Origin of the sequence: Paenibacillus sp., from assembly GCF_035645195.1 — a bacterium.
GTDB lineage: Bacteria > Bacillota > Bacilli > Paenibacillales > YIM-B00363 > Paenibacillus_AE.
The window spans coordinates 206,617-220,784 of sequence record NZ_DASQNA010000025.1; the positions used below are offsets into that span (position 1 = coordinate 206,617).

At 56.8% G+C, this 14,168-nt stretch carries 13 protein-coding genes; all 13 read right to left on the reverse strand.

The features are described from left to right. Positions 1–27: 27 nt before the first annotated feature. The 13 genes from VE009_RS13530 to VE009_RS13590 all read right to left on the reverse strand — a co-directional run bounded on the left by VE009_RS13530 (position 28) and on the right by VE009_RS13590 (position 14,143). Positions 28–966 carry an AEC family transporter gene (locus VE009_RS13530; RefSeq protein ID WP_325008417.1) on the reverse strand — a complete coding sequence of 313 codons (939 nt, stop codon included), beginning with the start codon at positions 964–966 and terminating at the stop codon, positions 28–30. 8 nt (positions 967–974) lie between these two features. Beyond that, positions 975–2,264: a lactate racemase domain-containing protein gene (locus VE009_RS13535; RefSeq protein WP_325008419.1), complete on the reverse strand. Its 1,290-nt coding sequence runs from the start codon at positions 2,262–2,264 to the stop codon at positions 975–977. 64 nt (positions 2,265–2,328) lie between these two features. Next, the gene (locus tag VE009_RS13540; protein WP_325008421.1) at positions 2,329–3,318 is read right to left on the reverse strand and encodes a 2-dehydro-3-deoxygalactonokinase; all 990 of its coding nucleotides are present in this window, start codon (positions 3,316–3,318) and stop codon (positions 2,329–2,331) included. A 1-nt stretch (position 3,319) separates the two neighbouring features. Further along, positions 3,320–3,997, reverse strand: coding sequence for an RraA family protein (locus tag VE009_RS13545; RefSeq protein ID WP_325008423.1), 678 nt, complete (start codon positions 3,995–3,997; stop codon positions 3,320–3,322). 17 nt (positions 3,998–4,014) lie between these two features. Then, on the reverse strand, positions 4,015–4,668 hold the full coding sequence (locus VE009_RS13550; RefSeq protein ID WP_325008425.1) for a bifunctional 4-hydroxy-2-oxoglutarate aldolase/2-dehydro-3-deoxy-phosphogluconate aldolase: 654 nt from the start codon (positions 4,666–4,668) through the stop codon (positions 4,015–4,017). Next, positions 4,661–5,677 carry a C-terminal binding protein gene (locus VE009_RS13555; protein WP_325008427.1) on the reverse strand — a complete coding sequence of 339 codons (1,017 nt, stop codon included), beginning with the start codon at positions 5,675–5,677 and terminating at the stop codon, positions 4,661–4,663. Before VE009_RS13555 ends, VE009_RS13550 begins: the two co-directional genes overlap by 8 nt. A 27-nt stretch (positions 5,678–5,704) precedes the next feature. Continuing rightward, a complete protein-coding gene (locus tag VE009_RS13560; RefSeq protein ID WP_325008429.1) occupies positions 5,705–6,988 on the reverse strand; it encodes a TRAP transporter large permease in 1,284 nt (427 codons plus the stop codon). Positions 6,989–7,018: 30 nt separating this feature from the next. Beyond that, positions 7,019–7,504, reverse strand: a complete 486-nt coding sequence (locus VE009_RS13565; protein ID WP_325008431.1) for a TRAP transporter small permease — start codon at positions 7,502–7,504, stop codon at positions 7,019–7,021. A gap of 79 nt (positions 7,505–7,583) precedes the next feature. Further along, entirely contained in the window at positions 7,584–8,645 is a 1,062-nt protein-coding gene (locus VE009_RS13570) for a DctP family TRAP transporter solute-binding subunit (RefSeq protein ID WP_325008433.1), read from the reverse strand. Continuing rightward, positions 8,642–9,376 carry a FadR/GntR family transcriptional regulator gene (locus VE009_RS13575; protein WP_325008434.1) on the reverse strand — a complete coding sequence of 245 codons (735 nt, stop codon included), beginning with the start codon at positions 9,374–9,376 and terminating at the stop codon, positions 8,642–8,644. The genes VE009_RS13570 and VE009_RS13575 overlap by 4 nt, the downstream gene beginning before the upstream one ends. Positions 9,377–9,718: 342 nt before the next feature. Continuing rightward, complete coding sequence (locus VE009_RS13580; protein ID WP_325008436.1) at positions 9,719–10,579, reverse strand: aldo/keto reductase; 861 nt, start codon at positions 10,577–10,579, stop codon at positions 9,719–9,721. A 48-nt stretch (positions 10,580–10,627) separates the two neighbouring features. Further along, on the reverse strand, positions 10,628–11,500 hold the full coding sequence (locus tag VE009_RS13585; RefSeq protein ID WP_325008685.1) for an EamA family transporter: 873 nt from the start codon (positions 11,498–11,500) through the stop codon (positions 10,628–10,630). A 120-nt stretch (positions 11,501–11,620) separates the two neighbouring features. Further along, on the reverse strand, positions 11,621–14,143 hold the full coding sequence (locus VE009_RS13590; protein WP_325008438.1) for a Dabb family protein: 2,523 nt from the start codon (positions 14,141–14,143) through the stop codon (positions 11,621–11,623). Positions 14,144–14,168 lie beyond the last annotated feature (25 nt).

Below are 14,168 nucleotides of genomic sequence, written 5' to 3' on the forward strand. Positions count from 1 at the left end.
TGGCGGATGTCGACGGGCATGACCGCATTACATCAAAAACCGATGGCCCAGCAGCATGACGCACGGCATCGTGATCAACGACAGCAGCGTGGAAGCGGCAGCGGTCCAAGTCGCCAATCCTTCGTTCGCCCGATACCTGGCGAATAAAATCGTAGAGAGCGTTAACGTCGGCATCGCGGTTTGCAGCAGCACCGCCTGCGCCGTCGTCGGATCGAGCTCCAGGTACGCTAGGACCAGCAAACTGACGAGAGGAAAGATCGCGAGTTTAATAACAATAGGAGCGATAAGTTCGGCAGGCTTGACCTTTTCCTGCTTCCCCGCGATAGTTCTGATAAGCATTCCAATATAAAACAAAGCAAGCGGACCCGTTAAAGCGGAAAGCATCTGCGTCAGCTGAATCACCACCGCGGGCGGCTTCGCATTCGATACGACGAACAGGATGCCGATCGCGATGGCGAGCAGGGGGATATTCACCAACGATTTGACCGTCGACCGGAAGGAAACTCGCCGATCCTGCAGCAACAGCACGGCGACCGACCAAATCGCCACCCCGACGCCGGCGTCGAACACGGCCGCCATGAGTGCCCCTTTCGGCCCTAGCAGCGAAGCCGTCAAAGGAATACCTAGAAACCCGGAGTTTCCGAGGCCCGACAAAATCGCCAGTTCCCGGGAGCGCTTCGATCCGGCGCCGGTACACCTCCCGACGGCCCAGCCTAAAAGCATGCCGAAAGCGTTCAACCCGACGGACAATCCGAAGACGATGCCGATCTGCGGCAGCAGCGCCCGGTCGATCGGCAGTTGGAAGATGCTGTAGAGCACGATGCATGGCAGGGCGACATTCACGATTACCGTGCCGAGGAAATGCCGCACCTCCCCTTCGAAGGGGATGCGCTTCGCGAGGCCGATGCCGATTCCGATGATCGAGGCGACGACGAACATCAGGGAAATCAACGTTTCGTAATCCACGGCGCCGGTTACTCGAAGAGATTCCCGTCCGCGTCGAACGGGAATTCATAGGGCTCCGAGATTACGGTTAGATCCGTTCGGTGCCGGATCGAATCCAAATACGTTTCGGATACCTCGATAACGTCCATTTCGAGCGTATTTTTGATTCTGACGATCTTGGGCTTCGCCGGGTCGATTCGATTGCACGTCTTCACCGCCAGGACGATCGCCTCTCGATCGTTGTTCATCATGACGGGCAGCTTGGCGGGAGCTAAAATCGTCGCGGTGATCGCATTCGTGTACATGACGCCGAGATCGATTTTGCTGACGCATTTCGTCGTGGAAATATCGCACATGCCGATTCCGGCGCCGTTCCCATGAGAGATGTCCGTGACGTCGAGAACGACGATTTTCTGGATCGCCGGCGCTGCGAAGCCTGCTTGCAGCATGGAGCCCGGGCGTCCCGTCACATTCGGGTCCATCCCCTCGCCGCTGATGTTTTTGCCGATTTCATCGACGATGAGCACATCGATCTCGTCCAAGAGCAGCTTGGCGACTTGGCTCTTCGCGATCTCGAGCAGCTCCCGCTCCCGGCGCAAGATGTGTTCGGGTTCGATCGCTTCGATCAACAGCGGTTCGTCGAACGGGTTTTCTACGATCGCCAATCCGAACAGAACCGGCGCTTTCTCCAAAAACAGCTTCGCCGCCCGCGGCAAAAGCTCATGGAACGTATCGAACCCTTGCTGATGCAACCGCGTCGCGCCCGCATGCTTGCCGAGGCCGATGACCATCATCTTGACGAGTCCGCTCTCGTACTCCCCTTTGAAGTCGGCATGCGGCTTGATCTTGTTCATGACGACGATCCCGTCGGATTCGTAAGCCAGTTTGTCGCAGTACAGCGGAACGCCGTCTTCCAGCACCCCGATCTGCACCGTTTCCATCGAGGATAAGATCGGCACGCCCATCGTTTCCTCGGTAATGTTGTAATTTGCAAGAAATTGAAGCTGCCCCTCCGCGTTGGCGCCGCCGTGACTTCCCATCGAAGGCACGATGAAGGGCTTCGCGCCGGCTTCTTTCAGCGCGTCGATCACTTGCCTGGTCATCCGATCGATATGCTTGATGCCGCGGCTGCCGGCCGTCACCGCGATGCGCTTGCCCGCAACGTCCTTAGCGGCGAGGACGCTCGTTACCTGCTGCATCAAATGCTGCTCCAGGTTTTCGATTTTGCTTACGTTGAAGGTTTGCTTCACCTTGACCATCTTGGGGAGGGGCAGCGTAAAGCCTCCCTCGATCGTGACATTGATTTTGCCGAAATTCATCGATTTCACCCCTAACAATAGGGAAAGGTTTGGAAGCGGGTGCCCCAAACCGTCCACTATAAACTTATATCGACATGCCTTCCGCCAGCCGAATCAAGCCGAATCCGGCAAGATCGCTCGTCGTCTCCCCGCCGACCGCCGCGACCTGCCCGCAGCGACCGTCGTGGCGAAGAATGCACACCAATGCCTGCGTAAGAATGTCTTTCCCCGCGACGATGACGTTCGCATGCGGCGGCGCGCAGATCGCCTCGCTGTTGTGCAGCGCCTTCACATCGTCCGCAAGCACGGCGCCTAACAGAAAATTCGCCTTCTCGTTCACCGAAGCTTCCGTAAATTGATCCAAGATGCGTACGGTAAAGCAAGTCCGAGCGAGCCCGGTCCGTAAGCTTGTTTCGTAACCCCGTAGGACATACTCTTGATTGAATTCGGAGGCCAAAGACTTCTCCAGCGCGTTGGCGATCAGCGTGTTCCGGGTAATTTCCGAGATCAGTTCGCCCGCGATCGAGGTGAGGCACCCCGTGATTCGGCCTTGCTCGTCGATGGAGACGATTTTCGTATGCGATCCCGGAAGTATGAGGACGGCCGGTCCCTGCAGGTTTAAGCGCCGCAGGAGACCGAACGCCTCCACTTCTTCGCCGCGCATCATATCCATCGTCTCGCAAGTTTCCAGCGTTACGTCGGAGACGCGGTTTTTCACCCCGGGAGCGAACCAGATTTCCTTGTCCGCCACCTCGGGGATGACGCGCGAAACCATGGCGTTCGCCAGGTCGCTCATACTGACGGGAGCGACCAAGTGAGGAATTTCTACCAAACCGACGTTCGAAGTGATCATGCCGGAAGCCAATATGCGTTCCACGTCGCTTATTTCGATGGAATGCTGTTCGAGCAGCGAGCGAATCAATTCCCGCAGCGTCGACTGCAGCTTCCGGTTATGACCGTCCTTCGCCGTATCCCGTACGCCTACTTCCCGGGAAAGCTTGCCGATCGGCAGTCCGTCCCGCCATAACGTGACCCTGCTGTTCGTCGTTCCGGTATCTAGCGTGATCGTGTACATGTTAAATTCTTCCGAACTTGGCGAGCAGCTCCTCTACCGTCGCACCCTTCAGGATTTCCTCCCGCGTCGCGGCTTCTTTGTCCGCCTGTTCGCGCGCTCTCGGATAAACTTCCTCCAAATCTTTGTACGGGACAACGACGACGCCGATCTCGTCGGCCACGACCAAGTCGCCAGGATTGACGATAACGCCGCCGCATGTAATCGGCACGTTGATCTCGATCGGCTCCTTGCGCCCGGAATACGCCGTATGCGCGGCGCGCGGGCCGCACACCTTCGCGGATATCGGGAACCCCAGCATTCTCGCCTCGTCGGTGTCTCGGCAGCTTCCGTCGATGACGGCGCCAGCTACGCCGGCGTTGCGGGCGAGGCCGGACATTAATCCTCCCCAGATCGAGGTTTCCGTTTCGCCGAAGGCGTCGATGACGATGACGTCCCCAGGCTTCGCGATCTCGAATACGCCCAGGCAATCCACGATGTCTCCCGCCGTCAATTTGACGGTAATCGCCGGGCCGATAATTTTCTTGTCCGCGGCTTTCGGCTTCATGTCGTGCCGCATGACGTTATCCCGCTCCATCGCATCGCCTACGACGCAGGATAAGGACAAGACGTCCTCCATGGCGCGGAACGGCGCGATCAAGCTTTCATCGATTTCCGGTCTTGGGTTTACAATGTATTTCATATAGATTCCCTCCACGTTTAGTTATTTATGCTGTGAACGAATTGCTTCGCGGCGGCGGCGATCCGATCGAACGCGCCCGCCTCGATCGACGTTGGCGATACGAGACTGCCGCCTACCCCTACTCCGGCGAGACCGGCTTGCAGGAACGTCTTCACATTATCGGCGGTGACGCCGCCCACCGCGAGCATCGGAATATGCCGCAGGGGAGCCATAAGCGCCTTAATATACGCGATTCCGATTTCGCCGGCCGGAAACAGCTTGACGTAGTCCGCCCCTGCCGTATGCGCGGCCACTGCCTCGGTCGGCGTCAGCGCGCCGGGGATGGACACCTTCCCGAGCGCCTTCGTTCGGCGAATGACATTCCCGTCCGCATGAGGCGAGATCATATACTGCGCGCCTGCTTCGACCATGGCCGTCACCTGTTGCTCCGTCAAGACGGTCCCGGCGCCTACGCACATCTCGTCTCCGAATGCATCGCGGATCGCTCGGATCTTCGCCGCCGTCCGGCCGACGGCGTCGTCCCGGTCGTGATCGATCGTCACTTCCGCCAAGCGGATGCCGCCATCGTATAAGGCTTGTACCGTCGGGATGATGTGCGCCGCATCCACCCCTCGAACGATGGCGATGATCCGATGCCGATCGATTAGCTCCTTGACCTGCCGCTCATCCATTTCGAACGGTCTCCCGGACCGGCGCCGCCTTCGGCTTCACCAAATTCGGCGGCGTACGGCCCAGCAGCACCGCTTTGACGTTCTCCGCGGCGGTGCGGCGCGCTTCGTCCAAGGAAGCTTGCGACACGTACGCGGAATGCGGCGTGACGATGCAATTGTCGAGCGTGAACAGCGGGTTCATCGCAGGAGTCCAATCTTTCACCTTCGCCGGCTCTTCTTCCGTGTCGTCCAGTCCGGCAGCCACGATCCACTTTTCCGTCAGAGCCTTAAACAGCGCTACATTGTCGACGACCTTCCCCCGGGCGCAGTTCACGAGGATCGCGTCGTTCCTCATCTTCCGCAGCGCTTCCTCGTCGATGAGGTGATGCGTTTCCGGCGTATACGGGCACATGACGTCAACGACGTGAGACGTTTGCAGCAGCGTGTCCAGGTCTACCTTCTTTACCCCGCACGTTGCCATGTAGCTTTCGGACACGTACGGATCGTACGCGACGATGTCGAATCCGAATACGGCGAGCTTCCGCGCCATATTTTGGGCGATGCGTCCGAACCCGACGAGACCGAACGTCATATCTCGCATCCGGTGAATCGGCGCATACCAATCGCTCCAATGCCATCTGCCTTCATGCGTAGCCTTGTTATAGGAGGGGATGGCTCGAATCAAGGTGAACGCCATCGATATCGAATGATCCGCCACCTCTTCGATGCAATAATCCATTACGTTCGTAACGACCATTCCGTGCTCGTAAGCCGCTTCGACGTCGAGGATATCCGTTCCGATCCCGTACCGGGCAATTACCTTGCAGCGCTCCAACTGTTCTATAGTCGCGCGAGGAATTTTGGCGTACTGCTGAAGAATGGCATCCGCATCTTTCGCCAGCTCGGCCAAGTTTTCGCCGGTGTTGCATTGCAGACCGATCACTTTCGCGCCGATCGGCTCGAGCACGCTCCGCTCGATATCCAAGTTCGGAAAATCGTAATCGCTGATGTAAACCTTGAATTCCGTCATGTTGTCTCCACCCTATCTGTATATGATTTAGCCCGTGATCAACCTGGTAAGCCCTAACGAAATGACGGGGATATACGTCACCAACAGCAGCAGAATAATCATTACGATGAAGTAAGGAATAATCGCTTTGGAAATGCGCTCGATCGACAACCCGCTGATCCCGCTCGCGACGAACAGATTGACCCCAAGCGGCGGCGTACAAAAACCGATGGCCAGGTTGACGGTCAAGATGACGCCGAACAAAATCGGATCCACGCCCATCTGCACGACGACAGGCAGCAAAATCGGCGTAAGGATAATAATGGACGCCACCGTCTCCATGAACATGCCGACGAAGAGCAGGAAGATGTTAATGACCAGCAGCAGGACGATTGGGTTATCCGTGAAAGAGGTCAGGAATCCGGCGATTTGCGCAGGCACCTGCTCCAAAGTGAGGAGCCGGCCGAACGTGGAAGCGAAGGCGACCAGAGCAAGCACCGTAGCCGAAGTAAGGGACGATTTCACGAACACCTTGAAGATGTCTTTTACTTTCAAATTTCGATAAACGACGACGCCGACGAACAAGGAATAAAACACGGCAACCGCCGCGGCTTCCGTCGGAGACATGACGCCACCGTAAATGCCGCCGAGAATAATAAACGGCGCCAGCAGCGCCCATACGGCTTGCTTCAACGTCTTGCCGACATTCGCCAGTGAGAACGCTTGGGAGTCGGCCTTGATACTTGCCTTCCTGTACAACAGGTACGCCACGAAGCTGAACCCCGCCGCGAACAATAGACCCGGCACGATCCCGGCGATGAACAGCACGCTTACGGATTGTTCCGCGGAGATGCCGTACATGATGAACGGAATGCTGGGCGGGATGAGCACGCCGATCATCCCGGACGCGGCCGTCAAGGACGTGCTGTATTCCTTGGAGTAATTCCGCTTCTCCATCTCGGGAATCATATTCGTCCCGATGGCCGCTACCGTGGCGGGCGAGGACCCGGAAATCGCCGCGAAGAAGGTGCTCGCGAGTACGTTGACATGCGCCAAGCCCGCTTTGAAATGGCCGACCAGCGAATCCGCGAAGGAGATGATGCGCTTCGACAACCCCCCGGAATACATGAGGTCTCCGGCTAAAATAAACAGCGGAACCGCTAGCAGCGGATACGAATCGACCGCAGTGACGACCGACCGCGCCTGGAATACCAGCGTCGACGTCCCGAACAGCATAATGAAGATCATGGACGACATGCCGAGCGATATCGCGATCGGAATGCCGATCGCAATGAAGAAAAGCAGAAAACCGAACAAGTAAAGAGCTTCCATTCCGTCCTTCCCCCTTTCCCGCCTGAAGGTTTACGACGCGTTCCCGATCAGGCCCTTAATGTCTTCCACAGAATTTTGAACGAGGCGGATGACGGACAACGCTGCGCCGAACGGCGCGGACGCGTAATACAGCCACATTGGATATCCGAGCAGCAAGGAACTTTTATTTTGAACGGCGGGATTCATCATCCACTCCCAGCCGACCTTGAGCAGCATCGCAAAAAAGAGTATCATCAGGAGATTGATCGCGATGCCGTGCAGCTTCTGCCCTTTCGGAGGCAGACGTTCGACAAGCGCGGTGACGCTGATGTGCTTCCTTTCTTTGAAGGCATAACTGATTCCGATCCAGACGAAAAACACGAACATTAACAAGACGCCTTCGGATGCCCAAGCGATAGCTTCCTTGAGGATAAACAGCATGGCGACGTTTAAAATCATTAAACCGCTAAAAAGCAACAACAAGCCGGCAGCCAAGCATTTTTCAAGGTTTTCGTTCACCCATCGCAGCGCTGACACATCGTCCACCTCTCTTCTTGATGAAAATCGGTACCCTCCCCGGCAGACGCCGACACGAAGGTACCGACTTCTCACACCATTACTTGCCGGCCGTTTCGATCGCTTGTTTGAATGCGTCGAACGCTTCCGCGCCCAACTCCTCGCGGTAATGATCCAAGGTCGGCTGAGCCGCCTCGATGAAGGCTTGCTTTTCCGCGTCCGTCAATTCGATGATTTCCGTTTTGAACTGCGCATGACCCGCAATCTCCTCGAGCTGCTTGCTCTCCTCTTCGGCGATCAGCTGGAGCTGATATTCGAACGCTTGGTTGAACGCCTCTTGGACCTGCTGCTGTTCCTCGCCGGACAAGCCGCTCCAGAAATCCATGTTCATGACCGGAACGTACCCTGTGTACACATGTCCGGTTAACGTCAAGTAGCTTTGAACTTCGTAGAACCGCTGCGCATAAATGTGGGCGATCGGATTTTCCTGGCCGTCGAAGCGGCCTGTGCTCAGGTTGTTATACAATTCCGCGAACGGCGCGCCTTCCGCGGAAGCGCCGAGGTCGTTCCACAGATAGACGTGCGCAGGAACCTGCATCGTCCGCAATTTCAGTCCGGAGAGATCTTCCGGCTTACGCACCGGCAGCTTGCTGTTCGTAAGATGGCGTAGACCGTTTTCCAAGTAGCCCAAGCCGTACAAGCCGTCGTCGTTCAGTTCGGCGAGCTGCTTTTGGCCCCATTCTCCCTTCAACGTGTCGACCGCGGCATCGCGGGACGGGAAGACATACGGCAATTCGATCAAAGCCATCTCGGGAGCCTGATCCGTCAGGAACGAGGACGGCGGCGTAGCCATAGTCAAGTCGCCCGTTTGCACGTTTTCGATCATTTCGGCGTCATTGCCGAACTGCGAGGACGGATAAATTTCGACCGCGAAATTGCCTGCGCTTTCCAGCGTCTCTTTAAAATTCAGCCATGCGCGATGCATATGGTAGGACTCGCTGGCGCCATGACCGATCTTAATCGTCTTTACTTCGGACTTCGTTTCGGCCTTCGGCGGGTTGGATGCGCTCTCATTTCCGCCCTGGCTAGCTGCGCCGCCGCCGCAAGCCGTCAATGTAACCGTCAACATCAGACCCAATACCATTGCTGCGTTCTTTTTCATCGTGTACGTTCCCCCGTATTGTTATTGTCGTCTTTCAGCGACTTGGCCTGCCTCAGCTTTTTCAGCGCTTCTTCCAAATGGCGTTTCATATAAAGCGCCGCCAGTTCCGCATCTTTCTTTTCGATCGCCTCGATAATGACTTGATGGTAGTACATGGCGTTGTCGGGCCCTACATCGTAATACATCTGCTTAATGTTGTATTTCAGAATCGTGGTCAAAATTTCGCTGATCGTAATGACCATGGCATTCTTGGTGCCCTTCGCGATCAGTTCGTGGAAATCGTAGTCGCATAAATAAAATTCGCTGGGGTCTTCGTAATGCCGTTTCATTTGTTCGTACGTGTCTTTCAGCCGGTCGACGATGTCTTGATCGTACCGTTGAATCAGCATTAGAACGTTCGACGGTTCGAAAAAGATTCGAAATTCGAGGATCGATTCCAAGTCGCTTTCCCCAAGCGTCATGATCGGCACCAGGCTGCGAAGCACGGTCGTCGGCTTCACTTCGCTTACCACCGTGCCGGACCCCTGCTTCTTCACCAACAGTCCGAACGCAACTAGTTTTTCCAGCGCCTCTCGCACGGAAATTCTGCTCACTTCCAGCTCAAGGGCCAATTGGTTCTCCGTCATGATCTTCTGGCCTGGCATCCATTCCTTCGAGATGATCTTGCTCATGATGTAGTCGTAGACTTTCTCGCTAGGACTCACATAGTCGGTCAGCGGGCACACCCCCATTCCAAAACTTGTATGATCACGTTTTCTTATTTGTATTACAACTTTATCGCTTGCAAGAACAAATTTAACACATGTAAGCGTTATTGTAAACGATATTTTTGGTTATTATTAAAACTTGTATGATGTATCTATGAAAGATCTATATGGTTGTAATACAATTCAACCCATGTGTACTGATCTTACCTAGAGCCGACACATAGAAAAAAAGCTTAGGATCGATCCTCCTAAGCTTTTTACAAGAAGACGCGGAATAACGCGCCCTAAACCCTTATTTTACGAAAAAACAACCTTAACGCGTGCGTGCGTTAAGGTTGTTCCAACCTGAGAACAGACCGTCGTCGCTTATTGCCGAGCGCCCCTCGGGAACGTCCTCTCGATTTGCTCCAAATCGTCCGCCGACATTTCCCAGCCCATCGCGTTCAAATTGTCCATGATGTGGTGTTTGCTCGCGGCTTTCGGAATCGTGACCAACCCTTCCTGCCGCAGCACCCAGTTCAGCGCCGCTTGGTACGCCGTTTTCCCGTATTTGGCTCCGATCGAATCCAAGACGTCCCGCTCCTTCGTCCCGGCTTCGGGGAAGCCTTTCCCGCCGAACACATGAGGCGCGTACCCGAACGGGGAATAGCCCATGATCGTAATTCCGCGCTCCCTTGCGAACGGCAAAATTTCTTCCTCGATATGACGATCGTTCAAATGGTACGCTACTTGGTTGCAAACCAGAGGGACGCCGCCTAAGTGCCGCTGCGCTTCTTGCATTAACGATACGGAAAAATTGCTGACCCCTATGTACTTGACCCATCCCTTATGGACAAGCTCGGCCATGGCCGCCATCGTTTCCGAAACCTCGTGCTCCGAACTCGGCCAATGCTGCAAATACAAATCGATATGGCTCGTTTGCAGCCGCTCCAAACTCGCCTCCGCCGACGCCAATACGCCTTTGTAAGAGCAATTTCTGGCGGCCACTTTCGTGACGAGGAACACATCGTCCCGGTTCAAATCCCGGATCGCCTTCCCGACGACTCTCTCCGAACCGCCGCTCGCGTAATCCTCAGCCGTATCGATCAAGGTAAGACCGTGTTCAATTCCGAACCGCAGCGCTTCGATTTCGTCTTTCTCGCGGCTCGCGTCTTCGCCGAACTTCCAAGTTCCTTGACCAATTGCAGGAATGCTGACGTCCGTACGGCCTAGTTTTCGATACAGCATGGGAAGCCTCCTACGTTCGAGATTAAAGCTCAGCCTTATTGTAACATGCTATCCGCCCAACGCTTTCAGCACCAAGATGCCTGCGATTGCGAGGGTCATGCCGGCCAATTCAAGCCGTTTGAAGGAAACCTTGACGAACACTTTCGTGTAAACGAGGATCAGTACGATGTTCATCGCGACGACGGCCGATACGAGCCCCGTCACCCCGCGGGCGAACGCCTCGAGAATGAGCACCATGCCCCCCAAATTCGTCAAGCCGACGACCATGCCCCACAGAAACACTTTTCCATCGCCCCAGCCGAGACGATTGGCGACGGCCGGTACGCCGGCGGCGCGGCGTCGGGCCGTCTCCGCCCACCAACTGGCGCCGAACAGCGCGCTGCCGGTCAAGAACATGAAAAACAACGTCGGCAGCATGCTGGCGCCGAGTAAGGTCGATTGCTTCCCGGCGACGTCGTTGAAGGCGAAAAACACCATCGCGAGAACGCCCCACTGGGCGCCTTGCAAATTTTTCAGCGAGATATCGTTCGAATATCGAATCATGACGAGGCTGGCCACGATGACGACGAACGCGACCGTCTGCCAAAGAGACAGCGTCTCGCCCCAGAAAATGTAGGCGAGACCGACGACGACGACCGCGGGCAGAGCGGTCAATACCGCGATAATGGACGCTTTCCCGACGGCGAACCCTTTATACAAACTGGCGTTCGCGCTGAACGAGCAGACGCCCATCACGATGCCGATCAGCGTTTCCCGCGTCCACGCCTGCCCCGACGCGGCGCCGGCGAGCAGCGAGATGACCATGCCGGTCGCGAACACGCCGCACAGCATCGCATTGCGATCCAACCCCCGCTGCGACGTCCAATGATACAAAATTCCCCGAAATCCAAAGCACAACGCCGCCAATATGGCGTACAACATCCACACGTTTCCGTCCACTCCCTACCGTTCCGCATTCTGTTCTTTAATGTAACACTCCTCGCCGAAACCGGCCTGCTTTACCGGCACGCACGGTCCGATTCGATGGAGGTTGCGGTTTGTTTAAGCGTCGTAATCCACGACGATGACGTCATCGAAATACTCGCGGACTTCGTCCACCACCCCGACATGCTGCGGATGCGGCAGATAGCCTTCCAACGCCGCTTGGTCCCGGAACCGAACGCGCATGCCCACCTCGAAACCTTGGCTCTTCCCTTCCTTGGAATGGTTGATGCCGACGGACATGTCCACGATGCCGTCGATCGACTTCAGGCGCTTCAAGGTGTCGACGACCGTTCGCCGCTGCTCCTCCGTCGTGCCCGGTTTCAGTTTGAAAAGCACCAAATGCTCTACCATACGATTCATCTCCTCGGTTGTGTTGTCGGCCGCTCGGGGCAGCCTAAGCTCCGGAATCGGCACCTTCGACCAATCGATGTCGGACGCGAAATAGAAACTCGGATAGCACGGCTGGTTGTACGCAACGTTCTGCCATGCGACGCCGGTTCGGTACTGAGCGTCGTGCATCAGCGTATACAATTTCCGATCGGTGATCTCTGTGCTGAAGTAAATGCGAATCGCCGAGCTGTCCGCGGTCCGAACGAGCAGCTCCTCGCGCCAATCGCCGAAGACGTCCGCGACGAGGCACGGGTTCCCTTTGGTGCCGTTGTTCGACCTCGTGCCTTCCGCCGTCAGCAGCCGTCCGCGCCGCCAATCTTCAATGACGACGGGATCGTCGAAGGTGCCGCCGACGATTTGGGTCGTCATATCGGCCGCCCATTTGATGCTCATGTTGGTGCCGGGCACCTTCGTATCGATCTGTTCGCCCGTCGCCGTCATCAAACCGAACGTTTGCCGGCTGTAAATATCTTCGCTCGACCACGTCTGCAATCCCCTGTACCTCGGGTCGACCTGACCGATCATGCCGCGGCCGACGTCGTCGGCGGCGAAGCCGCCGTAAATGACTTCGCCCGTGGCCGCATCGCGTAGCGCATATCCGTACGGCGCATGCACTCCGCCCTCGTGGACCATGAAAATTTCCAGTCCCGGGCGGTCCGGATCGATATCGGCCACATGCAGCGCATCCCCGTGGCCGAGCTTGGCGACGAAGCCAGGCGATGCGCTTCCTTCGGGCAGCACGTCCGTCGAGCTGTACAGCAGCGTCCCGTCATGATCGATCGTCGCCGCTCCGTAAATGATCTCGTGACAGCCGTCCCCGTCCACGTCCGCGACGCTCAAGGAATGCGCGCCTTGCCTTGCGAGCGCGCCGGATCGTTCGTCCCGGCCGTCCTGCAGGCGCAGCGTATCTCGGAACGGGTTATCCATCGTCACCCAGCCGCTGTCGATGCACCACGTTTCCTCAAGCCGCCGGCCGTCCCAGGCATACGCGGCGACGACGGCTCTCGTGTAATAACCGCGGGCGAAGATCGCGTAGGGCTTCTTTCCGTCCAAATACGCCACGCCGGCGAGGAAACGGTCGACCCGGTTCCCCGGCTCGATCCGGTTCCACGAGTAATCGCCCCACATCAATCCGTCGTCATGGCGTTCGGGCTTGTAGCGGATCGTCGTCAACTCTTCCCCCGTCTCGCCGCGGAATACGGTCAAGTATTCCGGACCGCTCAAGACGAAGCCTTCGATTCTCCGCAAGTTGTTCTTGGCGCTCCGGCTCGGCGCATACACGTCGAGGAAGTAATCGGCGAGCCGTTCCGCGTCCTCGCGGGACAACGGATAATCGTACCGGCGCTCGATGCCGAAGCACTGCTCCAATGTCGCCGGCCAATGCCCGTTCGCGACTTCTTCGTGCGCATGCCAGCCCATGAACAGCCGCACAATATGCTCGTAGTAATCCTCGCTGCTGATCCGGTAGTCGTCCTCATGGCCGTACCCGGCCGCCGCATCTTCCGGAAGCAGGGTAATATACGTTTCGGAGACCGGATTTCGGCCGGAATCGAATCGGACGACTTTCGTTCCGGGCGCCGTCTTCAGCATCAATTCCGCTTTGCCGTCCCCGTCGAAATCGTATGCGAGAAACTGCGTATAATGCGCGCCCGCCCGAATGTTCACGCCGAGATCGATTCGGTACAGCAGCGTTCCGTCCAGTTTATAGCAATCGATGTATACGGGCCCGGTGTAGCCGGAATGGGATACGTCTTTGGCGTTCGACGGATCCCATTTGACGAAAAACTCGTACTGGCCGTCGCCGTCCACGTCCCCCACGCTCATATCGTTCGCGGCGTAAGTGTACGCCTCCCCGGCGGGCGTTACGCCGCCCTCCGGCTTCAGGAGCGGAATTTCGCAGTACGCGCTCCGCCAAGGGACGATCTCCGCGCTGCGATCCGCTTCGCGGCCGTCGACTAAAGCGCATACATAATAAACGGATTCGGGCGACCCTTCGCGATCCAAATAGTTCGTGCTGTCCCGAATCGTCGCGATCAACGTCCCGTCCCGGTAAAGGTTGAAATCGGCGCCCGTCAACCCTTGGCCGCTATAGCCGGTAACCTCCGTGCCCAGCAATCTCCAACTGAGAAATACCCCCTCCGACGTGACGGCGGCTATCAATCCTCGGTCTAAGTATTCAAGCTGTACCAACGTTCGAATCCTCCCCGCGCTTTCG

Bases quoted from the DNA above. Each gene is read 5' to 3' on its own strand.
- VE009_RS13535 (WP_325008419.1), bottom strand. From the start codon at position 2,264: ATGAATTTCGGCAAAATCAATGTCACGATCGAGGGAGGCTTTACGCTG.
- VE009_RS13540 (WP_325008421.1), bottom strand. From the start codon at position 3,318: ATGTACACGATCACGCTAGATACCGGAACGACGAACAGCAGGGTCACG.
- VE009_RS13545 (WP_325008423.1), bottom strand. From the start codon at position 3,997: ATGAAATACATTGTAAACCCAAGACCGGAAATCGATGAAAGCTTGATC.
- VE009_RS13550 (WP_325008425.1), bottom strand. From the start codon at position 4,668: ATGGATGAGCGGCAGGTCAAGGAGCTAATCGATCGGCATCGGATCATC.
- VE009_RS13555 (WP_325008427.1), bottom strand. From the start codon at position 5,677: ATGACGGAATTCAAGGTTTACATCAGCGATTACGATTTTCCGAACTTG.
- VE009_RS13560 (WP_325008429.1), bottom strand. From the start codon at position 6,988: ATGGAAGCTCTTTACTTGTTCGGTTTTCTGCTTTTCTTCATTGCGATC.
- VE009_RS13570 (WP_325008433.1), bottom strand. From the start codon at position 8,645: ATGAAAAAGAACGCAGCAATGGTATTGGGTCTGATGTTGACGGTTACA.
- VE009_RS13575 (WP_325008434.1), bottom strand. From the start codon at position 9,376: ATGGGGGTGTGCCCGCTGACCGACTATGTGAGTCCTAGCGAGAAAGTC.
- VE009_RS13580 (WP_325008436.1), bottom strand. From the start codon at position 10,579: ATGCTGTATCGAAAACTAGGCCGTACGGACGTCAGCATTCCTGCAATT.
- VE009_RS13585 (WP_325008685.1), bottom strand. From the start codon at position 11,500: ATGTTGTACGCCATATTGGCGGCGTTGTGCTTTGGATTTCGGGGAATT.